This window comes from Bacillus sp. FJAT-27245, from assembly GCF_001273955.1.
In the GTDB taxonomy this organism is placed as follows: Bacteria; Bacillota; Bacilli; order Bacillales; family Cytobacillaceae; genus Bacillus_D.
This window is the reverse complement of record NZ_LIGI01000001.1, coordinates 3,531,772-3,555,780: the sequence shown is the minus strand read 5'-3', so window position 1 is coordinate 3,555,780 and position 24,009 is coordinate 3,531,772. Positions and strand designations below refer to the sequence as shown.

The 24,009-nt window shown below is 38.8% G+C and carries 25 protein-coding genes, 1 pseudogene and 1 riboswitch; of the genes and pseudogenes, 17 read left to right on the top strand and 9 right to left on the bottom strand.

Annotated features, from left to right (window positions below; all coding sequences use genetic code 11):
- Positions 1-2: 2 nt before the first annotated feature.
- The 8 genes from ADU24_RS17445 (at position 3) to ADU24_RS23690 (ending at position 6,320) form a co-directional block, all read left to right on the top strand.
- Complete coding sequence (locus ADU24_RS17445) at positions 3-539, top strand: acyltransferase (RefSeq protein WP_053367824.1); 537 nt, start codon at positions 3-5, stop codon at positions 537-539.
- Positions 540-551: 12 nt separating this feature from the next.
- Complete coding sequence (locus ADU24_RS17440) at positions 552-1,745, top strand: glycosyltransferase family 4 protein (RefSeq protein ID WP_053367823.1); 1,194 nt, start codon at positions 552-554, stop codon at positions 1,743-1,745.
- 1 nt (position 1,746) lies between these two features.
- Positions 1,747-2,511, top strand: a complete 765-nt coding sequence (locus ADU24_RS17435) for a WecB/TagA/CpsF family glycosyltransferase (protein WP_053367822.1) — start codon at positions 1,747-1,749, stop codon at positions 2,509-2,511.
- Positions 2,512-2,532: 21 nt separating this feature from the next.
- Positions 2,533-3,039 carry an acyltransferase gene (locus ADU24_RS17430; RefSeq protein WP_053367821.1) on the top strand — a complete coding sequence of 169 codons (507 nt, stop codon included), beginning with the start codon at positions 2,533-2,535 and terminating at the stop codon, positions 3,037-3,039.
- Positions 3,040-3,071: 32 nt separating this feature from the next.
- On the top strand, positions 3,072-4,457 hold the full coding sequence (locus ADU24_RS17425) for a sugar phosphate nucleotidyltransferase (RefSeq protein ID WP_053367820.1): 1,386 nt from the start codon (positions 3,072-3,074) through the stop codon (positions 4,455-4,457).
- A gap of 220 nt (positions 4,458-4,677) precedes the next feature.
- On the top strand, positions 4,678-5,133 hold the full coding sequence (locus ADU24_RS17420) for a VanZ family protein (protein ID WP_053367819.1): 456 nt from the start codon (positions 4,678-4,680) through the stop codon (positions 5,131-5,133).
- Positions 5,133-6,074 carry a mannose-6-phosphate isomerase, class I gene (manA, locus tag ADU24_RS17415; protein ID WP_053367818.1) on the top strand — a complete coding sequence of 314 codons (942 nt, stop codon included), beginning with the start codon at positions 5,133-5,135 and terminating at the stop codon, positions 6,072-6,074. Before ADU24_RS17420 ends, manA begins: the two co-directional genes overlap by 1 nt.
- A 123-nt stretch (positions 6,075-6,197) precedes the next feature.
- The gene (locus ADU24_RS23690) at positions 6,198-6,320 is read left to right on the top strand and encodes a DUF3789 domain-containing protein (protein ID WP_156324615.1); all 123 of its coding nucleotides are present in this window, start codon (positions 6,198-6,200) and stop codon (positions 6,318-6,320) included.
- A gap of 42 nt (positions 6,321-6,362) precedes the next feature.
- Here the strand turns inward: ADU24_RS23690 and ADU24_RS17410 are convergent, their stop codons facing one another.
- The gene (locus ADU24_RS17410; RefSeq protein ID WP_053367817.1) at positions 6,363-7,019 is read right to left on the bottom strand and encodes an acetyltransferase; all 657 of its coding nucleotides are present in this window, start codon (positions 7,017-7,019) and stop codon (positions 6,363-6,365) included.
- Between the two features lie 209 nt (positions 7,020-7,228).
- Positions 7,229-7,313, top strand: a riboswitch (cyclic di-GMP riboswitch).
- Between the two features lie 219 nt (positions 7,314-7,532).
- Between ADU24_RS17410 and gloA2 the strand changes: the two genes are divergently transcribed.
- Positions 7,533-7,919, top strand: coding sequence for an SMU1112c/YaeR family gloxylase I-like metalloprotein (gene gloA2, locus ADU24_RS17405; RefSeq protein ID WP_053367816.1), 387 nt, complete (start codon positions 7,533-7,535; stop codon positions 7,917-7,919).
- 298 nt (positions 7,920-8,217) lie between these two features.
- Here gloA2 and ADU24_RS23395 read toward each other — a convergent pair whose 3' ends face one another.
- Positions 8,218-8,361, bottom strand: a complete 144-nt coding sequence (locus tag ADU24_RS23395) for a hypothetical protein (protein ID WP_197277526.1) — start codon at positions 8,359-8,361, stop codon at positions 8,218-8,220.
- Between the two features lie 524 nt (positions 8,362-8,885).
- On the opposite strand from ADU24_RS23395, the gene ADU24_RS17400 reads away from it, so the two are divergent.
- Positions 8,886-9,311 (top strand): hypothetical protein, encoded by a 426-nt coding sequence (locus ADU24_RS17400; protein WP_053367815.1) that lies wholly within the window; start codon positions 8,886-8,888, stop codon positions 9,309-9,311.
- 15 nt (positions 9,312-9,326) lie between these two features.
- Positions 9,327-12,014, top strand: a complete 2,688-nt coding sequence (locus ADU24_RS17395) for a MinD/ParA family ATP-binding protein (RefSeq protein ID WP_053367814.1) — start codon at positions 9,327-9,329, stop codon at positions 12,012-12,014.
- Positions 12,015-12,374: 360 nt separating this feature from the next.
- On the opposite strand, the gene ADU24_RS17390 is transcribed toward ADU24_RS17395, so the two are convergent.
- The 3 genes from ADU24_RS17390 to ADU24_RS17375 all read right to left on the bottom strand — a co-directional run bounded on the left by ADU24_RS17390 (position 12,375) and on the right by ADU24_RS17375 (position 14,657).
- Entirely contained in the window at positions 12,375-12,596 is a 222-nt protein-coding gene (locus tag ADU24_RS17390) for a hypothetical protein (RefSeq protein ID WP_053367813.1), read from the bottom strand.
- 90 nt (positions 12,597-12,686) lie between these two features.
- Positions 12,687-12,926 (bottom strand): helix-turn-helix domain-containing protein, encoded by a 240-nt coding sequence (locus ADU24_RS17385; RefSeq protein WP_053367812.1) that lies wholly within the window; start codon positions 12,924-12,926, stop codon positions 12,687-12,689.
- Between the two features lie 1,053 nt (positions 12,927-13,979).
- Positions 13,980-14,657 (bottom strand): conserved phage C-terminal domain-containing protein, encoded by a 678-nt coding sequence (locus tag ADU24_RS17375; RefSeq protein ID WP_053367810.1) that lies wholly within the window; start codon positions 14,655-14,657, stop codon positions 13,980-13,982.
- A 779-nt stretch (positions 14,658-15,436) separates the two neighbouring features.
- Here ADU24_RS17375 and ADU24_RS17370 point away from each other — a divergent pair.
- The 3 genes and pseudogenes from ADU24_RS17370 to ADU24_RS23125 all read left to right on the top strand — a co-directional run.
- Positions 15,437-15,781: an ASCH domain-containing protein gene (locus ADU24_RS17370; RefSeq protein ID WP_053367809.1), complete on the top strand. Its 345-nt coding sequence runs from the start codon at positions 15,437-15,439 to the stop codon at positions 15,779-15,781.
- Positions 15,782-15,784: 3 nt separating this feature from the next.
- Positions 15,785-16,225 (top strand): hypothetical protein, encoded by a 441-nt coding sequence (locus ADU24_RS17365; RefSeq protein WP_053367808.1) that lies wholly within the window; start codon positions 15,785-15,787, stop codon positions 16,223-16,225.
- A gap of 134 nt (positions 16,226-16,359) precedes the next feature.
- Positions 16,360-16,572 (top strand): annotated as a pseudogene (locus tag ADU24_RS23125) (hypothetical protein); the annotation flags it as partial.
- Between the two features lie 136 nt (positions 16,573-16,708).
- On the opposite strand, the gene ADU24_RS17360 reads toward ADU24_RS23125, so the two are convergent.
- The 3 genes from ADU24_RS17360 to ADU24_RS23390 all read right to left on the bottom strand — a co-directional run bounded on the left by ADU24_RS17360 (position 16,709) and on the right by ADU24_RS23390 (position 17,974).
- A complete protein-coding gene (locus ADU24_RS17360) occupies positions 16,709-16,909 on the bottom strand; it encodes a hypothetical protein (protein WP_053367807.1) in 201 nt (66 codons plus the stop codon).
- Between the two features lie 225 nt (positions 16,910-17,134).
- Positions 17,135-17,773: a DUF2238 domain-containing protein gene (locus ADU24_RS17355; protein WP_053367806.1), complete on the bottom strand. Its 639-nt coding sequence runs from the start codon at positions 17,771-17,773 to the stop codon at positions 17,135-17,137.
- A 33-nt stretch (positions 17,774-17,806) separates the two neighbouring features.
- Positions 17,807-17,974 (bottom strand): hypothetical protein, encoded by a 168-nt coding sequence (locus ADU24_RS23390; protein WP_197277525.1) that lies wholly within the window; start codon positions 17,972-17,974, stop codon positions 17,807-17,809.
- Between the two features lie 472 nt (positions 17,975-18,446).
- Between ADU24_RS23390 and ADU24_RS17350 the strand changes: the two genes are divergently transcribed.
- Positions 18,447-20,627 carry a beta-propeller domain-containing protein gene (locus ADU24_RS17350; RefSeq protein ID WP_156324613.1) on the top strand — a complete coding sequence of 727 codons (2,181 nt, stop codon included), beginning with the start codon at positions 18,447-18,449 and terminating at the stop codon, positions 20,625-20,627.
- Between the two features lie 45 nt (positions 20,628-20,672).
- Complete coding sequence (locus ADU24_RS17345; protein WP_053367804.1) at positions 20,673-21,689, top strand: asparaginase; 1,017 nt, start codon at positions 20,673-20,675, stop codon at positions 21,687-21,689.
- A gap of 393 nt (positions 21,690-22,082) precedes the next feature.
- Here ADU24_RS17345 and ADU24_RS17340 read toward each other — a convergent pair whose 3' ends face one another.
- Positions 22,083-22,400, bottom strand: coding sequence for a hypothetical protein (locus ADU24_RS17340; RefSeq protein ID WP_053367803.1), 318 nt, complete (start codon positions 22,398-22,400; stop codon positions 22,083-22,085).
- A 464-nt stretch (positions 22,401-22,864) separates the two neighbouring features.
- Between ADU24_RS17340 and ADU24_RS17335 the strand changes: the two genes are divergently transcribed.
- Positions 22,865-23,893 (top strand): PD-(D/E)XK nuclease family protein, encoded by a 1,029-nt coding sequence (locus ADU24_RS17335; protein WP_053367802.1) that lies wholly within the window; start codon positions 22,865-22,867, stop codon positions 23,891-23,893.
- Positions 23,894-24,009 lie beyond the last annotated feature (116 nt).

Below are 24,009 nucleotides of genomic sequence, written 5' to 3'. Positions count from 1 at the left end.
TTATGATTAATCGATTAAAAAGATTATTATTTAAATTTATAAGAAAGATGATTGACTTAATAAGAATATTTGACCGTCAACTGTATCAAAAATTGTTTGTTAAGTATTTAAAATATATTGGCCTTAATATCGTTGGGAACCCAACTTATATTTCAAATGATATTTTTATTGATGATATCGATTATTCTTTAATTACAATAGATGAGGGAGTAGTAATTAGTATAAATGTCGTTATTTTAGTTCATGATTATGCAGTTACAAGAGCTTTAATTGCTAACGAACAGCGGCCTAAAAAGGAGCTAGCAATAGTAAGACCGGTAAAAATCGGCAAAAATTGTTTTGTGGGTGCAGGAAGTATTATTCTTCCTGGAACGGAAATTGGAGACAATGTAATAATTGGAGCAGGATCAGTTGTAAAAGGAAAAATTCCCAATAATATGGTAGTTGCAGGTAATCCACTTAGAACTTTAACCACTATTGAAGAATATTTAGAAAAACAGTTAACATTTAATAAAGAATTTTTAAAAGAGGACATTTAATAGGAGAATTGTATGCATGTATTGATTATTCATAACCACTATGCCCAATACGGTGGAGAAGATAAAGTTTTAGAGCATCAAGTACAATTATTAAGAAGTAAAGGGCATAAAGTATCTTTATTTAGTAAACATAACGACAACATTAAGGATTTTTCTTTGATTGATAAAATAAAATTGTTTAAGTCTGGATATTCAAATGCTTATATAGAAAATGAGTTAGAAGATATTATTAGAAATGAAAAGCCAGATATTGCTCATGTTCATAATATATACCCAATTATATCGCCACTAGTTTATAAAGTTCTTCATGAGAATAATATCCCTATTGTTCAGACTTTGCATAATTACCGCTTTATTTGTCCAAATGGTCTTATGTACAATAACAATAAAATATGTCGTAAATGTTTAGATACCAATAACCTATATAATTGCTTTTATGATAAATGTTATAGAAACAATTATTTAGAAAGTTTTTGGTATGCAGATATTATATCCCAAGCATATAAAAAAGGCTATTTTGAAAAAGTAGATAAATTCATTGCTCTCAATCCTTTTATGAAAAACATCATGATATCAAAAGGTTTTCCGGAAAATAAATTATCTGTTATTCCTAATTTTGTAGACGAAAAAGAAATTGAAAGTGTAAAGAAAAAAGATTATTTCCTATTTATAGGTAGACTTTCTGAAGAAAAAGGAGTTATTCAGCTCGTTAAATCAATGGAACACTTAATAAATATTGAACTGAAAATTGTCGGTGAAGGTCCATTAGAATCAGAAATTAAAAACTATATTAAAGAAAGAAATTTAGAAAATATAACATTAGTTGGATTTAAGAAAGGTTACGAGAAAAATTTGTTAATTAGTGAATCTAAGGGATTAATTGTACCTTCACAATGGTATGAAAATTTTCCAACGGTTGTATTAGAAGCATTATCATTAGGTACTTTAGTTATTGGATCAGACATAGGTGGATTATCTTATATGATTGATAATGGTTTAAATGGTTTATTGTTTAAACCAGAAAATTTATTAGATTTAGCTGAAAAGATAAAACTTATAGCTGAGGACGATAATTTAATGCAAAGTTTATCTTCTAATGCATTTAGAACTTATAAACGTAATTATACACCTAACTCTTTTTACATGAATATTATGCATTTATATAAAGAGATTTTGACTTCCAAAACTACTAAAGTAGGAGTTTGAAATGAAGAGGATAAAAATTTTAGGTTCGGCAATTAATGCAACTAATATGGAAAATGTAATCAGTTTAATTGATAACCAAATTCAACAAAAAATCACTGATTATATTTGTGTTTCTAATGTTCATACTGTAATTACTGGTTATCGTGAACAAGAATTTAGAAAGATTACAAACAATTCTTATTTAACGATTCCAGATGGAATGCCTTTATCTATTGTAGGGAAGCTACAAGGTAATCAAGAAATAGAGAGATGCACTGGCCCAGATTTGATGGCTGAAATGTTTTTGCATAGTAAAAACAAAAGTTATACACATTTTTTCTATGGAAATACCAAAGAAAATTTAAGTATTTTGAGAGAAAAATTACTAACAAAGTATCCACATTTAAAGATTGTTGGAATGTATTCCCCGCCGTTTAGGGATTTAGATGAAAGAGAAGAGCAAGATATAATTAATTTAATTAATAAAATTAGTCCTGATATTATATGGGTTGGTCTTGGGGCGCCTAAACAAGAAATATGGATGTGGAATAATAAATCTAAACTACAAGGGACTCTAATGATTGGTGTCGGAGCTGCTTTTAATTTTCATGCTGATATTATTAAAAGGGCACCAGAATGGATGCGAAATTTAAGTTTAGAGTGGTTTTACAGGTTGTTAAAGGAACCAAAACGATTATTTAAAAGATACGCAACTACTAACTTTTTATTTATATATCTATTAGCAAAAGAAGTTATTAATAAAAGGTTACCAGGTAATAACGTATAAAGTAATGTAGGAGGTCTACAGTTGGGGCTTAAGCATTATGTGTGGGGAAATATAAATAAAATACAGGCATCACCAATTTTTCCTAAAAGTATGAGGAATAAATTGTTAAGGACTTTAAAAGTTAAAATTGATAAAACATCAAGTATTGCGGAAGATGTATTCATAGGCTCTTCAAATTTAGTGATGGGAAAAGATACTTTTATTAATGTGGGAAGTTTTTTAGATGGGTGCGCACCTATTATTCTTGAGGATTATGTGAGAATTGGTCCATATGTCAAAATTCTTACCGGTACACATAAATACAGAAATTCAGTAATAAGAAGAAATCCTGAAGACGGGACAATTGCTCAAAGTGTAATCATTAAAACGGGAACGTGGATAGGTTTAAACGTGACTATATTACCGGGGGTGACCATTAGAGAAGGATGTATAATTGGGGCAGGTTCTGTAGTTGTAAAGGATACACTGCCTAATGGGTTGTATGTAGGTAATCCAGCAAAAAGGATAAAAGACTTACCCGTGGATTAAAATAGTATTTTCATCTTAAGGAGATGTAAAAGTTGAGATTAGTTTTATTATCTGGGGGATCCGGAAAGAGGTTATGGCCATTATCAAATGATACAAGGTCAAAACAGTTCTTAAGGGTATTAGAAAACAAGGATAGAGCAAAACAATCCATGGTACAAAGAGTATGGGGGCAATTAGAATCTGTAGGGTTAGCAAATAACTCGGTTATTGCAACTTCTAAAATGCAACGAGATATGATATATAGACAACTTGGTGTGGAAATTCCATTAATTATTGAACCTGAACGAAGAGACACTTTTCCGGCAATTGCATTAGCTACTTCGTACTTATACTCAGCTAATGTTTCCCTAGATGAAATTATTGTGGTGCTACCGGTAGATCCCTATGTAGAGAATACCTTCTTCGAAAAAGTAAAAGAATTAGAGAATGTACTTATTGAATCAAAAGCAGATTTGGCACTCGTTGGGGTAAATCCTACATATCCCTCTTCTAAATACGGGTATATTGTTCCGAAAGAGGCTAATCATCAAACAGAATATATTACAGTAAATAAGTTTACAGAAAAACCGAGTGAAGAAAAAGCCCAAAAATTAATCGATTTAAGTGCATTATGGAATTGTGGTGTTTTTGCATTTAAATTAAGCTATTTAATTAATATATTAAAAGAAAAATGTTTTCCAATAAGTTATGAGGAGTTAGCCCTCCGGTACCAGGACTTGCCAAAAATAAGTTTCGATTACGAAGTTGTAGAGAGAGCAAAGCACGTTGTTGCTCTCCCTTATGATGGTTGTTGGAAGGATTTAGGTACATGGAATACTCTAACAGAGGAAATGGCTACTTCACAAATCGGTAGTGGAGTTATAAGTGATGATTCAGTAAATACTCATTTGATAAATGAACTTGACATTCCTGTTACGGTCGTTGGAGTAAAGGATATCGTAGTTGCAGCAAGCCCTGATGGTATCCTTGTTGCTGATAAGGCATCTAGTCCAAAAATTAAAGATTTAATAAGTAACTTTAACTATCCTCCAATGTATGAAGAGCGAATCTGGGGATGGTCAAGGGTATTAGATTATGCTAAATACGATGATGAACAAGAGATGGTAACCAAGCGTATTTGTATCCACAAGGATAAAAACTCCAGCTATCACTATCATAATCTTCGTGATGAGGTATGGACTATTGTACGTGGTGAAGGAGAACTTGCCCTGGATGATTATATTACCCGTGTTAAGGCTGGCGATATTGTTCACCTTCCTGCCGGTAAGAAACATGGAATAAAAGCAATTTCTGAGTTGGAATTTATTGAAGTGCAAACTGGTGTAGGAATCAGTGATGAAGATTTCTTCCGTCTATTCTTTACCTGGGAAGATGTACTTAACCATTTTCAAAAATCAAAATCAAAGGTGTTTGCTTAGGGGAGAGGGGTTAAACCTTCTTTTTTTTATGGTTACGAAAAGAATAGCTTATTATATGTCTGATTATGGATATGGTCATGCTGCCAGAAGTATAGCTATAATAAGAAAAATATTAGGGGTGGATTCCAATACAGAACAAACATTCTAGTTTAAATATTAATTAACAACTTAGTTTCACTGACTTTATCCCTCGCCATTCTCTGGCGGGGGATTTTTAGTAATGGAGAAATTTAATATGAAAAAGTTCTTTTGGGCCTACGGTGCAATTATATGGATGGTCGGGATTTTTTTCTTTACACAACTTCCTTATTTTACAGGGGAAAATACTGTTCGTGTCATAAATGAAGCAGTGCATTCGGTAAAAAGTACTGAATCCATCTCACAAGGAACAGCAGAGCAAGTGAATTTATTAAACCTGGCTCTTAGGAAGTCTACCCATGTTCTTGTTTTTGGTATTCTTGCCTTCCTGCTCGTTAAAAGCTTCCGTAAAACCCGCTTTCCTTATTTGTACGCCTGGCTTGGAGCTGTTGCTTATGCGGCTACGGATGAATGGCATCAATCATTTATGCCAGGGAGAGTAGCCTCAATTGTGGATGTGGGGTTCGACGGGATAGGTGCATTTCTCTTTTTGGTTATCTTTTATTTTTTTCAGAGAAAAGATGAAGGGGTTATGTAATGGAGCCTTTATTTTTTAAACCGGATTTTAAGGAGCGGATTTGGGGCGGGGAAAGGCTTAAGCATTTTGGCTATGACCTCCCTTATCCTCAAACAGGAGAGTGCTGGGCCTTTGCAGCGCATAGCAACGGCCATAGCAAGGTGTTGAATGGCGAATTAAACGGCCTGTCTTTAAATTATCTTTGGGAACGAAACCGTGGGCTTTTTGGTAATATAGAAGGCGAACGCTTCCCGCTTCTGACGAAAATCCTCGATGCCTGTGACGATTTATCCGTCCAGGTCCATCCGGATGACACTTATGCGCGCGTAAATGAAAATGGGGAACTTGGAAAGACCGAATGCTGGTATATCATTGACTGTGAAGAAGGCGCGGAAATCATTTATGGCCACCAGGCACAAACAAAGGAAGAGCTTGAGCTCATGGTGGCTAATGGAGAATGGGACCGCTTGTTGCGAAGGATTCCTGTAAAATGCGGAGATTTTTTTATGGTGCCAAGTGGAACCATCCATGCTATAGGAAAAGGTATTGTAATTCTGGAGACCCAGCAAAATTCGGATACAACTTATCGTGTTTATGACTATAACCGTAAAGACAATGATGGCAACCTTCGTGAACTGCATATTGAGCGCTCTTTATCCGTCACGACTGTACCATCGATTGAACCTAAGGTTGAACCGCTTATTCAAATGCTGGAAGGCGTGACAGTGATCACATATGTTCAAAATGAGTACTTTACCGTCCATAAATGGGAAGTCGATGGTGAAGCTACTCTTAGGCAAAGAAAGCCTTTCAAACTTGTTAGCGTCCTTAATGGCAATGGTTCAATTCTAAAGAACGGGAAAGAATATGCATTTAAAAAAGGCGATCATTTTCTCCTTCCGCATGGATTTGATGAATACAAACTTGCTGGAAAAGCGGAAATGATTGTTTCACACGTATAAATTCAAACAAGGTAGTAGCTTATTTAGGGGATATAGAGAGAACCAATAATTTTAGCCCGAGGAATATTTTATAAACGATGCGGGTACATTTATAGTAGAAACTATAAATGAGGTGTTGGAGATATGCTAACGTTTTTAATTGGCCTTTTTATTGGTTCTCTAGCAACAATCTCCACGATGAGCTTGATGATGGCAGCCAAAAGAGGCGACGAGAAATTGAGATATTGTTCACAAGATAAAGTGTAGCAGTCCTTAAACGGCTGCTTTTATTTTGTTTTTCGGTTATCTCTATAAATACTTTTCGTCCTCGGCCCTGGCCCTGATTTTTTTGGCGGGGGTCCCATACGCAACAGCATAAGCGTGGATGTTTTTAATAACGGTGGACCCGGCTCCTACAACCGTATGCTCGCCAATTGTAATATTGTGTATTACGTTTGCTCCTAGTGAAATAGTCGAATGGTTACCGACCGTAACACCGCCGGCAAGTGTTGAACCTGGGGCAATGCTCACAAAGTTACCAAGCCTGCAATCGTGATCAATAGATGATTTTGTATTAATGATGCAATGGTCGCCAATGGTTGTATCACTATTGATAACAGCGTTTGCCATGACGGCCGTTCCCCTGCCGATTGATACATACTTTCCGATGACTGCTGACGGGTGAATGGCACGGATGAATATAAAGTCTCTGTCGATTTTTACTATTTCATTTACCAGTTCTCGCCGGGCGCCATTATCTCCAACTGCGACGATTCCTCCCATAATGGAATGCGGGTATGTTTTTAACACCGTTAAATCGCCAATAACGTTATAACCCATTACTTGTTCACCAATTTCTCGGGCTTCATCTATTAATCCGATAATGCGGTAACTGCCCATCCTTTCAAGGATATCAATAATCACCTTGCTATGTCGCCCTGACCCAAAAACAACTACATTCTTCAATGTCGGTTCATTCCTTTTATAAAATGGTGCTTCTATTTATAATCTACCAAAGATTTGCAAAAAAGGGGAACTGTTTTAAGAGAATCTGGACAGTTATTTGGAGATTTCTTAAGTGGGAGTTTACAGATTATGCTTGCAATTAACTAGTAATTTGATAAAATAACCACTAGATACATAGGCAAAAAGATCTAAATGCATACCACATAATTCGTACGAAACGGCAAACCCATTGAAAAATGGCGGCGCAAAGCTATAGGGGCTAAAGTGTTAAAACTATGCCAGCCAGCTTCCGAATATGAAAACCTTCCTGCGAATTATGAACTAATGGAGGAGCACTATGTGGTTATTTGTTGCAGGCATACTGTTTGGAACTTTTTCAGTCGTTGTCACTATGAGTCTAATGGCAGCCGCTAAAAGAGCCGACTGCCGATGCGAACTCATTCATCAAGAAAAGGCGTATTAAGCAATCCCATTCGGGGTTGCTTTTTTATTTGGATGAAGGAGAGGGACTTCTTGAATATAAAAGGGATTCATCATGTAGCGATTATCGCTTCAGATTATGAATGCTCAAAAGATTTTTATGTAAGGATTTTAGGATTAAAGCCAATACAGGAAGTTTACCGCGAGGGACGGGAATCATATAAACTTGACCTGGAAGTAGCCGGTACGTATCAAATTGAAGTATTCTCATTCCCAAATCCAGCCAAACGGCTAAGCTACCCAGAAGCAGCAGGACTCCGCCACCTAGCATTCGAAGTCGACAATGTAGAACAAACTGTCGCCTACTTATCCGACCATCAAATTGAGGTAGTACCAGTCCGCATCGACCCAACCACCAACAAAAAGTTCACTTTCTTTAAGGATCCGGATGGATTGCCGATAGAGGTGTATGAATCTTAAAGTAAGCGGGTGCAGAATCTAATTATTCATTAAAGAGTGTAGGGAAGATTTTTGACTAAAATGGGTTACGCCCCTGTTAAAAACGCTGTCGAGGTTATTCCTTTTAAAATTTTTTTGAACTTGGAAGTAAGTGGATAAGTTTGTATTGCTTAAACCCATATTGAATAAGTAAATCCTTTCTAACATCTACATATCTATCTACTTCTCAGAAATTGATTCCTAATTTGAAGTATTAAAAAAACAGGCTTCCGTGATGGACGCCTGTTTTTTCTATGTAAACTCATGATGTAAATAATAGTTATTTGCCTTTAGACTTTGTTTGAGCTAAGGCAGAGCCTGCAACAGATTTTGAAGCTGAGCTGTATCTTCCATCTTTTAATATTTTGGAAGCTGTAGAAGCAACCTTTGGACTAGTTACTTTTTTAGTGCTATTCTTCGGCAATAGAACCCCCCCTTTTATTAGAATATACTACTAAAAAATAAAATAATCAATATATACGGGAATGTACATTCCTGTATATACTATATATTGTGCGATTTCGATTAATAGTCAATTACTATAAGCCTTGAGTGAAATACGAGTTTTACAAATTCTCTTCGAAAAGAGGGGTTTAACTTAATGTATTAATTTTATTGACATATACTTTTAAAAGGGGTGTTTTTATATATTGGGTGTTGACGGTCAAAGGTCGAGTGGTAATCCGAATTTGGTGATAGCTATTAGATTCATTAGCACATCCGTAGATATCTCCCTTTTCCGGATTTGGTAATGGTTTGATAACTACAAATTCCTCCTAAAAAAGATGTCATTCTTATTATTATGGGCCAATCAAAATGAGCTAAAGAGAGGCATTTTTATATCAATATGTTTGCATGGATGAGGTTAGGAATTTTTATGGAAAAGAAAAGCAGGAGAAATAGAAAATTTGTTGAATTAGTAATCACCAAACAAATGGGTGGGTAGGTATGGACGATTATTCGACAGCTTTTATTAGCAGGTGTTTAGATACAAACAGGTTATATCTTTCCAAAAGAAAAATAGCTGCAATGCATCTTGGAGGTATTACAATTGAGTGTTTTTTAAAAAAAACGTGTTTTATTTATCATGGCATAAATGATTGGAATCAAATAAGTAATCGAACAGGAGTTAGTATAGCAAACCCAAGACACAGGATATCTAATTTGGTAACAATTATTAGTAGTTTACATATCCGGGCCAATGCTAGTCCAGATGTAATGCAAGCTATTAGACATGTACAAGAGCCATGTGGTATGGATTATATACTGTGGAGGTATCACGGCGTTGAGCCCAGCCAAGGAGATTTTGAAGAATGGTATAAATCCTATGTATTATTGCTAAAATGGCTGGTAGTACAGGTTAAAACCCTATGAAGAGTGGTGAGATTTATGAATAGTAAATACAATTTAGAGAATAAATTAAGAAACTTTTATATTAAAACTCAAAATGAATGGGTACAGGTAGATTTTTCACCAGCAGGGCTATTAAATGTTACTGTTGTTAGCGACTATTTGGAAAATAAGTCACAAGAAGAACGAATTGAAAGTTTAAATTCAGTCATCGAAGATGATTATCAATATGGTTTCGTTTATCTATTCACAACAAATGAAGCTGAAGAATTAGCTTTAATTCCTTATCCATTTTACATTAATCAATTAGAACCTAAATCATGGGGTGAGTTAGCAACACTTGCTCAAAACAATGGTGGAGACTACGGCCTTACACAACAGGAGGCAATTCTAAATGACACTAGAACTGTTGCATTTTATTCCTATAAGGGAGGAGTGGGTAGGACAACTGCATTAACTCATGTTGCAGCTATACTCGCTAAAAGGGGGAAAAAGGTATTATTAGTTGATTTGGACTTGGAAGCTCCAAGTTTACATATGATTTTCAAAAAAATGTCGCCTTATCCTAATGTGGGAATAGTTGATTATTTATATGAGCGTGCCTATTCCCCTATAAACCAATATCAAATTCATATTACCGATATTTTTGGAGAAATGCATCTGGAGGATACCCCTGGAAGACTTTTTGTTATTCCTGCTGGGAAAATAAATTTTCCTTATGTATCAAAAGTAGATGATTTAAGAGTATCTACGCTTCAACAAAAAAATATATGGGGAATTTTTAAGGATGATGTAATATCCCAAATTCGTCCGGATGTTATCCTTATTGATTCAAGAACAGGAATAAATGAGTGGGGTGCATTTTCTTTATTTGAAGCGGCAGACGATATTATTTTATTTATGTACCCAAATGAGGAAAATATTGAAGGGCTCGGTTTAGTCTCTGAAGGACTAAATGTTATAAAAAATACAAACAAGACAGTAAATTATGTTCTTTCCAAAGTGCCTTCAAATAAAGAAGGTAAGAAAAGGGCTGAACTATATTGGGAAAGAATTAAATCGTTTAATAAACAATTTGTAATACTAGAAAACCAAGAGGAAGATGCAAAAGAAGATTTTATTGTTGACGATTTAGAAAATGAGAATGAAGGAGAACCTATTGTAATACATTATAATTCAGATATTGCGCTGTCAGATGCTTATCCTGTTGAATATTTAACTTCTATTTATTCTCCTGTTGCTAATTTAATCGATGAGGAAAGTGAACAAAACAAATTAAAAATAATTTTGTCCAGTACAAATAGATGGGAGATTATTGAATCCTTAGAATTTGAAACTGTTGACGCAAAAGATGAGCGAAACGATCTTAGCAAAGTTTTTCAAAAAACTTCTGACTTTGATAAATTTGTGGATGAGAATACAGCTGTTGTTCATGGCCAAAAAGGCACCGGTAAAACGGCTCTTTATTGGATGCTATTAAAACATTTTGAGCAGTCCAAAAGATTGTCGAAAGGTCGTTTGGAAAATGTTATAGCCGTTTCTGGACATGGTCACTATTCGGCGAGGCCGGGGAAAGAAGAGTTTCGTTATATTCATCATAAAATGAAGGATAAAATATCTTGGGAAACTTTTTGGAGAGCTTATGCCGTTTTAAGGTTATATATTGAAAATAAACTCCCCGTTTTTCGTAGAGGTAAGTTTTCCCAGATATACGAAATTCTAAAAAAGGTCGGGAAGAATAATCGCAATTGGACACAGGAACATACACAGGTTCTTTTGTTTTTTGTAACTAATATTGACTTAAATATTCTCATAAAAGACTATCTCTTATATATCAATGATGAGTTCAAGAAAAAAGATCAAAGTATCTGGTTGTTATATGATGATTTAGATGAAGATATTGAAGAAAGGAGTACGTACCAGTTTGATGTATTAGCAGGTTTATTTTATTTTATACGGTCCATAGATGGACAGCGGTTATCAAATATTAAATTTAAGGTTTTTATAAGAGAAGATATATGGGAAAGATTGAATTTTACCAATAAAAGTCACTTTAACGGTAGGGATGTTTTATTACAATGGACTAGGATAGATTTTTTACGACTTGCATTAAGGCAATCTTTGTATTCAAATCAATATAAAGAGTTAGTAGATAAATTTTTCCCGGTTCAAGATATCGATAACGCTTCGGAAGATTCTATATTAAATGCGCTTCAAATATTATGGGGAATGAGAAGGGAAAAGAACCGAAACTCTAAGTATGTTGGTAGATGGGTACATGAAAGATTAACCGATGCTTCAGGCACTACCTTTCCTCGTGTTTTAGGATTATTATTAAGTGCTGCCAAAGAGCACGAGTTACAATATATTAATCAATCTCATGTTACATCTCCGACGGATAGGTTACTACGAAGCCAATCGTTAAATGCAGGTTTAATTCGAGCTGCTAAACATAGAGGTAGTGAGTTAAGGGAAGAATATCCGGAACTTGAGCAAGTATTTAATAGGCTATCTAATTTTTCCGATATTTGCACCAAGAATGATTTAGAAATTTTATATAAAGAAAGCTTTGGAAAGCCAGGCAATTCGTTTGATGAGTTTATATCAATGATTAAAAATATTGGTTTAGCAAGTGAGGATTTTATTAGAGGTGAAATTCATTATAGATTTGCTGATATGTATGTACATGGATTTGGAATGAAAAGGAGCCATGGAAGAAAACTTTGATATTAAGGGCACCCAATTTGGGTGCTCTATTTAATTTGATATCCAGTAGAATTTGGGTCACGGTTTCAAACCTTATTGTGGATAATTCAAAGCCACCGGGACGGTTCTTATAAGAACAATCGGAAGTTTTGCGCGTGAAAAGGCCAGACTAGCGAATAGAAGCGAGTCTGGCACTAATTGTTATTGATAAACAAAATTCTCAAAATCTGATGGTATGCCTGATCGGATAGTAACGGATATCGGTTCCAACTAAAAGGGAAAGGACGACGCTACAGTGCTGCTTAACTATGGTGCGAGGTCGAAATTTTTAGCTTTTGCTACCCGTTACTTCCCTTTTGGTATTGGAATCACTCTAGCTTCTTATTGATAAGCAACTATGTAAAGTTGTTTTAAAGCTTTATGAATTGCTTTTTTTCTGCTGGTCCGGTGTTTTCCGGTAGTGATGCAGTCCTTGTATGGCGGTTCATCTTGGCAGATTGTGGCCGTGACATGGCAATGATCTGGATACTTAATGATTTCAAGTTCGACTTCATCTCCGTATTCGTTAAGCAAATGTGTAACTTCCCTCGCTAAAAAGTCCACTTGGCAACCTCCTTAAAATTCAACCATCCTATTTTGATTTATGTATAATTTCCTATTACTCTGAGCGCTAACAATAGTTCCTGCTAAAACTTATCTATTATTGTTACTTTCTTCAGCCGGCCGGCCCAGTTCCCAAGCTTTTAAGCCCAGTGCTTTTGCTATAGCCGCGACAGCAGTCCCAAGAGTTGGGTCGATATGGTCGCATTCAAGTTTGCTGATGTATTCTCTCGTGAATCCTGTCATGCCCGCTAAGTCTTCCTGAGACATTCGACATTCATTTCTCAATTGTCTTACTGCAGTCCCGATGTAAATGGTCTGGTGTTTTTCCAAGGAATATTCTCCTTTTTAAAACAATTACATAACTGTCCGCAACCAAACACTATGAACTATAATTCACATAAATTGCGTAATTTCTATTTTGCTTCTGTTGCCGTCTCTGGAATTTTAAAAATAATATTCGGATTTTGCAGTGTTTAAAGTGTTTGGGCCTATTGGTCGGAATGGCGGGAGCTGGATGAATTGTGATATAAAAAAGGATTTTCTATTCCATATGTGTTGTGACGGGCAGGAATAACAGTTGGATACCGTGCCTTGGTGCAATGGGCATTTTGAATTTCCGATTACATTATATGGAAGACTTCTGCATCGTAAGAAGTGTTAATATTAACAGGCTTAAATGATGGCTGCTATATGTCGTTAACGGGGTTTTACTTGAGACGTTTGGGTCCTGAAGGATTAGCGGTGTGTATTTTCAGTTTGTTTGATGGAGGGAAGCATGGTTATGGACCAATTTACCCCAAAGACTTGGGGAACCGTGGTCAATAGTGGGGACGTGAGATTTTATTGTTGTATGCAATGAAGTAATGTACTCTTTTTCTATGTGGTAAATGGTTGGCACTAATTGGTACATCGTTTGTCACATGCCGGTAAGAAAGATGGCAGAGGTGGTGAATGTATGGCTGTTACTCTAGCATGGCTCTCCCCGTGCAGTTGCTGCTTGAAATGTCCGGATTCGCTGGCTCAAAACTTTGCAAAGCCGGCTCAGTTTTTACGCAATGCTGATGGCAGAGTGGGCAAAATGTGTATGGCTGTCATATATGAGAGCCACTTCGGACAACAATACGCGCCATCCCTGCCAATGTGAGAGCCACCGTGAAATAACTTGGCAGATGTTTTTTGGCTTGGAATCCAAGCTGTTTAGGCTTTATGGTTAAGTGAGAGTCTCGTTCTGCTGGATATTTCATAACCCTTTTAATAGTGGTTAAACAAAGAAATTGGTACTCATTTTGTTGCTTTTGGCACTGAGTGATTGATGTTTACACTTGGAGGCTCCACAGCATATTTCTCTAACAGAGCCTCCTCGTATTCGGCTAACGCAATACTCTACACTTCATCGTCAAAGACGAAGTCATCCCAATTTCTCCTTGGGCCAGCTTTTTGATTGAGATAGGATTCAAACTTGGAGCCGAATAGTGTTTCGGGCCGAAGGAAGTTGCTCCATTTCGGGTGGTCTAGCCATTCAGCTGCCTTTTTATCAATGACACTTTTGAAATCAGGCAGCCGGTAGCCTTCGTTCCAGCGAGCCAGGATGAGCATTTTTGTTTTCTTGTTCTCCGGTTTATAGGCTGAAGAGGTTTTCAAATTTAAATACTTAATCACTTCGTCAAACGGAATGTCCTCGTCCATTTTCTTCTTAAGGGGTTTGGTTGCCCTGGAAACTTCCCCGTGCTCGTCTTCATCAAGTTCTTTCAATTTTTCGTAGTCGATTGTATACCACTTCGTCTGGTCCATTTTTGTCCTGTTGAAATTGCCCGAGATGACATAACCAAAGTCCTCCAGTGACTTGAATACTCGCTTGATTGTTCCCTCCGACCAGAACGGAAACTGCTTCTGCCAGTCGCTGTATGTGTTGTAAACCCAGCTCCGGCCGTCAATCATATTTAGCTTTTTCTCCAGCCAGTAGTTAAGCTGCACGAGCACAATCGATTCGTTCAAGCCAATCTTCACCGCCAACGTAGGATGAATCAACAATGGCTCATCGTCGAACAATAATTTACTCATTTCCATAACCTCCAATTAAGTGTTCCATCAGGGTCCGGGACTCCAATGGATTGTCCAAATTTCACTCCCACCAGTTATATAGAGCTAAAACGAAAAAAAGGACATGGCAGATTGAAAGTTTTTTTGAAAATAAACAGTGTGGAGGATTTTGTGGGGTCCGTAATATAGGTGTGTAGTCTCTGAAGTAATCTTTGAGTAATCTATGGTAACAGCGTGTCACTTTGCTACCACATAAAGTGGCGAACTGAAACGTAGAATCGAGCAAATTGTCCGATAGGAAAGCAACAGCTTTATCGAAACAGCACAGTAAATTGGTGGCCGGGTGTTGCGATGAATGGAGGGGGAGGGACTTGGAGCCTGTGGGAAATTGTGCTGATTTGGACATATTTCGAGTTGGGTTGACAAGGAATTCAAATGAAGCTCTTACTAGTCAGAATCGTTAAACTCCGCAAGGAGTGTTTTATTAACAGGGTTGAAAGAATGGCGCCCCCGCCAGAACCACTGCCTTGGTTCTGACGGGGACGTTTTGGAGGCGAACGCTGTGTATTTTCTGTCTACCTGATGAAGGGGTGCGAGGTGTATAGGCCGAATTTTTCCAAACGAGCCCTTAATGACCTGTCACTTCTCGCTTTTTGTTGAATGGATTACTCAGCGCAATGCGGGTAGTGACAGGTACTTTCATACTTTTAAGAAAGCCACGGATAAAAGGACGGAGAAATGGCATTCTTTTTTCACTATATGGTACATTATAGATTAGCAAAAGGATGGGAGTTTTTTTAATGACAGAACAGAACAATGCTTTACCGCCAAAGACGTGTGAGATTGAGCGTCTTATTACAAAGGAAGATGACGTCAATAAAGTGTTGGACGGGAAGAAAACGGCTACGCGCCGTAACGGCCGTTATGCGGATGTAGGCGAAATCATGGAGTTAAAAGGAAAGAAATTCGTTGTGGACCGTGTCTATTCCCAATCACTGGGAGAATTGACGGATGCAGATGCCGAGCGCGAAGGCTTTGAAAATGTGGAAGCGTACAAGCAGTCGATCCTATCTTATCATCCAGGAATGCCATGGCTTCCGCAAATGCGCGTTTGGGTGCATGAATTCAGCCCTGTTGAAGAATAAGAAATGGATTTAGTGTACCGAATCATTATTTATCTTCATGTCGCAAGCGCGATTGCGTCAATTGGGCCTTTCTTCATTTTGATGCCCATTGTGAAAAAACTTCCTGATGCTGTGGGGAAAGAGCTGGAGGCTTATTTGGCTTTTTTGAAGTCAGTCGTGCGGCTGTCCAAGCACGCCGGCCATGTGCTGATTGGGACAGGAGTGCTGCTCGTCATCCTCGGCCCTTGGACATGGAAAACGCCGTGGATTGTTGGGACGCTGGCGCTACTGTTCGCCTCCCTCTTTTTCCTGGCACGGGCATTCTCACCAACCCTTCGGAAATTTGCCGAAGAAGGTGCAAATAAACTAGTACTTGCCGCAAAACTGAAGCGCACCATCTGGACCTACATTATTTTATTGATGGGGATGCTCTGGTTCATGGTCGTGAAGCCGAATTTGTGGTGAAGATGTTGAAAAGCCCGGGCGGGGATTGATATGCACGGGCTTTTAAAATTGGTGGAATGAGACATTGGTGTCAGATTCCTGAAAAAGACAACTTTATGTAATTTGTCCACAAGCGGGGCCGGGGAAAAGGATTCACGCTTCAGTCGAAAATCACCCATATCGACAGCGGGAAGCCATCTATTTATGAGGAATACGATACAGGGATCAAGCGGCTCTTGTATATCGGTGATACCCTGTTCGCCCTGTCACCGGAAAAAATCACAAGCCATGACCTGAAATCGTACAGAAAGTTCGGAACTCTCGGGCTGAAAGCCATGGGGGCGGTTCTGTTGGCTTTTGGAAGGTAAAGTAAGCCATGCAGGAAGGATTACCGCCCTTTTTTTGTTAAATTTCTTATTGAACAAACGGTGCATTGTATGATCGGTTTACCTCTTTTGAAATAAAAATGAAAAAACGCCAATTGGCGTTTTTTCGAAGAAAGTGCTATTCATTTGAGCCCATATTCTGTACATTCTTCGCCACTTTGTTGACGGCATTTGTTGTTGCATCCACGGCATTCATTGCAGCGTTCTCTGTTGTCTCTAACGCACTATGGGCGACTTGGAATGCGGCACCCGCAGTATCCTTTATCCCTTTAGACACCAGATTTTCTTGCTGATTGTTATTTTGTTGTTGGTTAGTCATTTTCCCACCTCCTGACATTTTAGGGTATGGAGATAGAATTATTAATATACATGTGTAAAAATGAGTTTGCCCTCTTCCACTTATGTAAAGAGGCTGTCCCAAAGAGTCATCAATCAACGACCTTTTGGGACAGCCTCTTTTATATTGATGAACCATAAGAGGTTCTGGACGTTCACGAAAACAACACTATTATATATTTTAGACGCAATCGTTCAATTTCAATTATTAATGTTTTTGTACCTTGTTAAGCAGCCTGTTATGAAGTTTTGATAGGAATAGAAGTGCGAGAACTGAACCAATTAATGTTAACGTCATATCCCATTGTGCATCCCACATACTTCCTTGTGTACCTAAAAAATTTCTGGATTCTTTCCCACCCTTTGTTATTAAAAAAAATAGCCATTCAATTATTTCATAAAGGGAACTGATTGCCATAGAAATACTTATTATGATGGTAATTAACCAAGGACCTTTCATTAACGGTGTTTTCCTTAATAAAATTTCCCTTATCACTATTACAAACAAACCCTTTAACAAATGACCAAAGCGATCATAGTGATTTCGGTTGAAGTCAAAAGCGTCTTTTATCCAATTAAATAAAGGAACCCTTGAGTATGTGTAATGACCGCCGATAAACATTAGGATTGCAAGAACTGCAATTATAGTATAAGACAGGGTTGTAAGTCGAAACTGCTTGTATGTAACGACTACAATCAATAACCCGACAACGGCAGGACCTGCTTCTATAGCCAATAAGCCATATCCCCCAATTGGCTTAATTGTCGACCATATAAGAACAGCGGTAACAAACAAGAGTAGACAAATATTAATTGTGTTGCTTCTTGTTTTTATCACGTTATCCATCCTTAGAGGTTATTTCTTGCCATTGGGCAAAGATTAATTCCCCCATATCCTTTCCACATCAAGAGGAACAATTTCACGTCCTTTTATTTGCTTATGAATTAAGGGATTTTTAAACGGATCAGAAATTCTATTTTCTTGGATTCGTGCACGTGCACGTACATCAATTCCTAGAATATAGTCGATTTTTTTGTAGTAAGTCATTGAATCTTCTCCTCACATCAAGTTATTTTTTTAGTATCGTTCTTTGATTGAGAATCATTCACTATTTATTTTGTGCAAATTGATTTTCAAAATCCTTGTTGTGCTAAATGGTGTAAGCCACGGGGACGGTTCTGTTGGCCTTTGGAAGGTAAAGGAAGCAGAGGGGGTATGCGGAAACTATTATAATTTGTTTTAGGCCCTTAATGCGTGGCCCCCGGTAATACCGCTAGCGCGGTATTACCGGGGGCTTTTTTGCGGGAGTTGGGTTGTTGTAGGAACGGGTTTAAGGAGTGCGTACAACCGGGGATAACCGCTGGCGTGGTCTTGCCGGGTGGTTTTGGTGTGTAAGGTGAACGGGGTGTATTTGTAGTCTGCTTGTGGGAGGGGGGCTTGGTGTATGGGCCAATTTTTCCAAAAAAGCTATGACACAAGTTCGGCACTGCTTCCGTCTAATCTTTTAGGAGGGGTTTATATGAAAAAATGGTTTATTTTAGGCGGGGTTTCGCTGCTGTTGATTGCCGGTCTTTCTTACTACTTTTCAACGCAATTCAAGGTGGTCAATGCGTGGGAAGGAGAAGGAGAGGCCATTGTCATGGCCAATAAGGTTTGGAGCATTCAGTTTACCGAAAAGGTCGCGAAAGAAAGTATTCATTCCGATTCAATCTATGTTTTGGATGATCAAGGCAAGAAAATTAAAACAAAACTGTCTCTTAGCGATGATCAAAAAACCATTTATATTGACCCTCCTGGAGACGGGTATCCTCATGACGCAAAATTTTATACACTGAATTTTAATAAAGGCCTCGAATCTTCGGCAGGGAGAAACTTGGGAGGGGTTAAATCCTGGAGGTTTGTTGTAAAAGAAAGCCTTCCTGTCATCGGATCGAAGGAAAAGTTGAATGGTTACTTTAAAAAAATATTGAAGCAAGAAAAAACTTCGGGCGGCTGGTGGTTTTCGCTTGATACAAAAGAGTCGGCCATGGATGGCGCAAAATCATCCGCGGGTTTAGCTAATCAGGCAGGCCACTCCGAAACGAACAATCAAGTCCAGGGAGTCGACGAGGCGGACCTTGTCAAAACGGACGGAAAGAATATTTTTCAGGCGGAAGAAAATGAAGTTCGCATCATTATGGCTGCACCCGAAGAGGATATGACGCTTTTGTCGAAGATTTCCTATAACAGAGAGTTCATGCCGTCCCAGCTTTTTTTACACGAAGAGACATTGGTCGTCATCGGCCATCAGTATCACACTTTTGCGAAACCATATGAACAAGTGGTTAAGGATGCTAAGATTGCCCCGATGATGCAATCAGCAAAGGCCATCATCTATGATGTGAAAAATCCGGCAAAGCCAGTCCAGTTACGGGTGGTTGAACTGGAGGGAAGCTATGTGTCGGCGCGGAAAGTGGAAGGAATTGTGTATCTCGTCACGATGCATCATCCTCATTACTGGCTCCTGCGCGAAAACGAAGCCATTGATATTCGTCCGAGGTATTCGGATTCAGTAACAAAGCCAGTGGAAAACATCGTCAGTTATGATGAAATCAATTATATCCCGGAATCCAAAGAGCCTAATTATACAATGATTGCAGCGATTGACCTTAATCATCATGGTAAAAAAGCCGCTGTCACCACCTACCTTGGAAGCGGGGAACAACTGTACATGTCAAAGGAAAATCTCTATCTCGCGATTGCGAATTGGGCCGAGCATCCGCAGGGGGATTGGACTCGGATGACGGCACCGGATACAACGATCCATAAGTTTTCGGTTAAAGGGATGGACGTGGAATTTCAAGGGTCGGCATTGGTCCAGGGCACCGTGCTCAATCAGTTTTCCATGGATGAACATGATGGCTATTTCCGGGTCGTGACGACAAAGGGATATGCATGGGATGAAAATAGCCCATCCTCCAATGCCCTGTATATCCTGGATGAAAATCTGAAGCCGGCCGGAAAGCTTGAGTCACTGGCGCGGGGTGAGCGGATTTATTCTGCGAGATTCATGGGCGATCGCATCTATATGGTTACCTTCAAGGAAACGGATCCGCTTTTCGTCATTGAGGCAAGCAATCCGGCAAAGCCAAAAGTGCTCGGGGAGCTGAAGATTCCGGGGTTCAGCAACTACCTGCACCCTTATGATGAAAATCATTTGATAGGATTTGGGCAAGACACGAAAATCGTCGCGGCAAAAGAAGCCGGCGCCCAGCCGCGAATCCTGACTGACGGCGTCAAAATTTCGCTGTTCGATGTTAGTGACATGAGCAATCCAAAAGAGAAGTTTACAGAAATCATCGGCGGGAGAGGGACGCATTCACCGCTGAATCATGACCATAAAGCACTGCTGTTCAACAAAGATAAGGGTCTGTTCGCCTTTCCGATTTCCGTTTATCAAAACAACAAGGCAAATGAATACGATCAAATTTTTGAGTACCAGGGAGCCTATGTATACAGGATTGACCCGGAAAAAGGATTCACGCTTCAGTCGAAAATTACTCATATGGACAGCGAGAAGCCATCTATTTATGAGGGTTACGAAACAGAGATCAAGCGGCTCTTGTATATCGGTGATACCCTGTTCGCCCTGTCATCGGGAAAGATTACAAGTTATGATTTGAAATCGTATAGAATGATTGGGAGTGTTGGGCTAAGATAATTATACGATTAGAAAAAGTCCTTTAAGTAAGAGGAGATCAGGAAGATGAATGCTGAGATTTTAGTGGAGGAATCAAGGGCAGGCTTAGTTGAGAATGTTCATTTCGGAATGATTTGCGGGGTAAACGAAAGGCTTGAAACGGTTTTCCATGTAGGGGATGATCTTCACTATACCTATTACCGGTCTGCCGCCAAGCCAATCCAAGCATTGCCTGTTTTTTTAACAAACATTGCAATGAAATATGGGCTGACGCGGGAAGAAGCTGCTTTGTTTACGGCATCGCACAGAGGAGAACCGTACCATATTGCGGCGCTTGAATCGATGTTAAAGAAGTTGCCTGTTCAGGAAGAGGAATTATTTTGCCCCAGTTCTTATCCTTTAAATGCGATGCCGAGGGAAGAAATGATTTGGGCAAATAAGGGGAAGAGGAGACTTTACCATAACTGCGCGGGAAAGCATATGGGGTTTATTGCCGTTTGCCGTGAACTTGGCTTCCCAGTTGAAGGATATTGGGAAGCAAACCATCCTCTTCAGCAGCAGATTCTGATGATCCTCTCATCCTTATCAGAAATCCCCATTTCTGAGATTGTTATTGGAAAAGATGGCTGCGGGGTACCTGTATTTGCGATTCCGTTAAAAAATATGGCGACCACTTATTTGAAATTGGCCTGCCCAGATTTAATTGTAGATCCATTGCTACAAAAAGCGGTTCGGGATATGACCTCAGTGATGAACGAATACCCTCAAATGGTCGCTTCAGAGAAATTCATTTGCTCCGCCCTGCTGCAAGATCAAAACATCGTTGCCAAGGGGGGAGCGCAGGGCGTCTACTGCTTTGGTTTGAAAAATGAACGGTATGGATTTGCCTTAAAAGTGTTAAATGGTTCAGAAGATGTTTGGCCAACTATCGTTGCATCCATCCTAGAGCAAATTGATTACGACAATAAAGACACCATTGCGAGATTAAGAGACATGAAACCGTCTGTGATTGTGAATGATTCAGGTGCAGTTGTCGGGGAAGTTAAAGAAAAGTTCTCGCTGATTCCAGTAAGAAGTTTTTAAATAAGGCTCTGATATCTTGATTGTTGATTTCCACTCCGGTGACATGCTTTCCGCGGGGCGGACCGTGGAGCCTCCTCGGCGTCTTAGACGCCTGTGGGGTCTCCACGTACCGCTGCATCCCGCTGGAGTCAGTCCCCTCCGCTCCAATCAACTTCATTAAAATCAACACTCACCTTTTACTGAGCCTTAAATATAGAAGTGTTGGCCGAAAATTTCATTTTCATTCCCAAGACCTTGGGGACCGTTCGGATTGCGTATAGATGCAAGAGGAACCGCCCCGGTGGCTTTCGGTGGCTTCATGGGTGGGGCTCATTTGAAAGCCAAGAACTGTTGGTATTGCTAAAGGAGAATGAAAAGAGGAAGGCATCCATAGCAAGGGCCTTCCTCTTTTTTCTAGATAATAAACGTCCCAGCCACTAACGTACTGAACAGCAAACCTATCAATGTGGCAAACATGGCACAGGCCATAAGGATTGCACCGTGCGTCCTGTTATAGTCAAAAAAGGTATTTGCCCCAATGTACAAGGCCATCCCGCCGAAAATGATTGGTAGGAATACTACCGCAAGTGCAGCAAAGATCCACCCCATCACAACATACATGAACCCCTTTTTTTGGACTGGTTTTTCCTTAACCACAAACGCAGTCTGCCCGCAGTGTTGGCATACATTTGCTTCCATCCCCATCTTCCCTTCATTATAGATTTGTTTCATAGTTTCCACTATCTAGATGTTAATAATTATATGAATATAACATTATGTCTGTTTTTATTATATTATAATTTTCAGAAAAATGACACACAAAAGACACAAAAAGTTCAAAAAGTGGTAAAATTTTGGGGTTGAAAGTTAGCGCCCCCGTCAGAACCGCTACCGAGGTTCTGACGGGGGCGTTCTGTGCATGGTGAACTGGGGTATTTGGAGTTTACCTTTTGTAAGGGTTCAAATTGGATGGTCGGCTTTTTTAGGTATTTCCACTTCTAAACTAGTGTACTGTTCTTCTGTAATCGTGAAAAATCTTTTTTTCTGATCGGCTCTGGAATGGACCAGGTCGGAAAAACCTATTTAATCAAATAATCTATCTGGCTCCCCATATTCATCCTCCATTCTTTGGTATATAGTTAAATTATACCAATGATGAGTGAAGGCTAATATTAGAGTTTAGGAGGGGGTTTACTTTGTACGAAGGGATTCTGAAAAGCTTTTCTTCATTTAGTGAGTCATTGCCAAAGGAAAATGAAAATTTGTTTGAGATATGTGGGTTTCCGCATTATGAAACGGTGATCTCAAATGTCCTTGCATTTTTCTTTGATCCTTCCAAGCCCCATGATTTGAAAACGACTTTGATTGAAGCAATCCTACAGGCGGTCGGGCAGGATTATAAAAGCATCACTGATGGATGGGAGGTAGAAAGGGAGGTAAGAACTAGTAAAGGCACTTTTATTGATATTGTGTTAATAAGTGAAGAGATTGTCATAATCATTGAAAATAAAATCTTTGCTCCTTTGTACAATGATTTGAATGGGTACCTCGACTTTATAAAAATTGAGTATCCTAACAGAAAAATATACCCTATTGTCTTATGTTTAACGGCGCCTTTAAGCTATAGCCAAGTAGACGGTTTTAGTGTTATTACATATGAAGCATTTTTTAAAAACGTAAGGGCCCTATTAGGGGACATCATTGAAACAGTCAATTTACGTTACTTTCAAATTCTAGCAGACTTAATGGACAATGTACGAAAATTGAAAGAGGGAACAAAAATGGATGAAACATTTGTTAAGTTCATAGAGCAGAATAACGAAGAGCTGATGCGGCTAATCAAGGATATTAATGTATACAGGAATACTCTCCGCAAAAAAGTGAAAGAGGTTAATTCCCTGCTTCCGGAAACCATCAATGAAATAAAACTTACAAAATGGGAGTACCGAGACCTTAACCAATTATACGATATAGCGGTAACCGATCTGGTTCTAAATGGGAATGTCAAAATCGCCCTTGATGTCATTATTGATCATAATGGCTGGAGAATTGAAATCATACAAAGGGGTAACGGAGTCGATTTAAAAGAATTTTGCAGCAACAAGGGCATTTACGGAGGAATGGAAGGAAACAAACTAGCAGTCCACAGCTCTCTCCCTTTTAACGAGAATCCAACAAACATTAGTGAGAAAGCTTATGAACTGTTGGATGCGTTGACAAAATGAGATAGGTGCCCGGAAAGCCACCGTAGACCATGGGGACGGTTCTGGTGGGTTATAGATGCCGCAGGAACCGTGCTGGTGGTGTTGTGTTTTTTGCGGAGTTCAAATGGGGCGTTTTA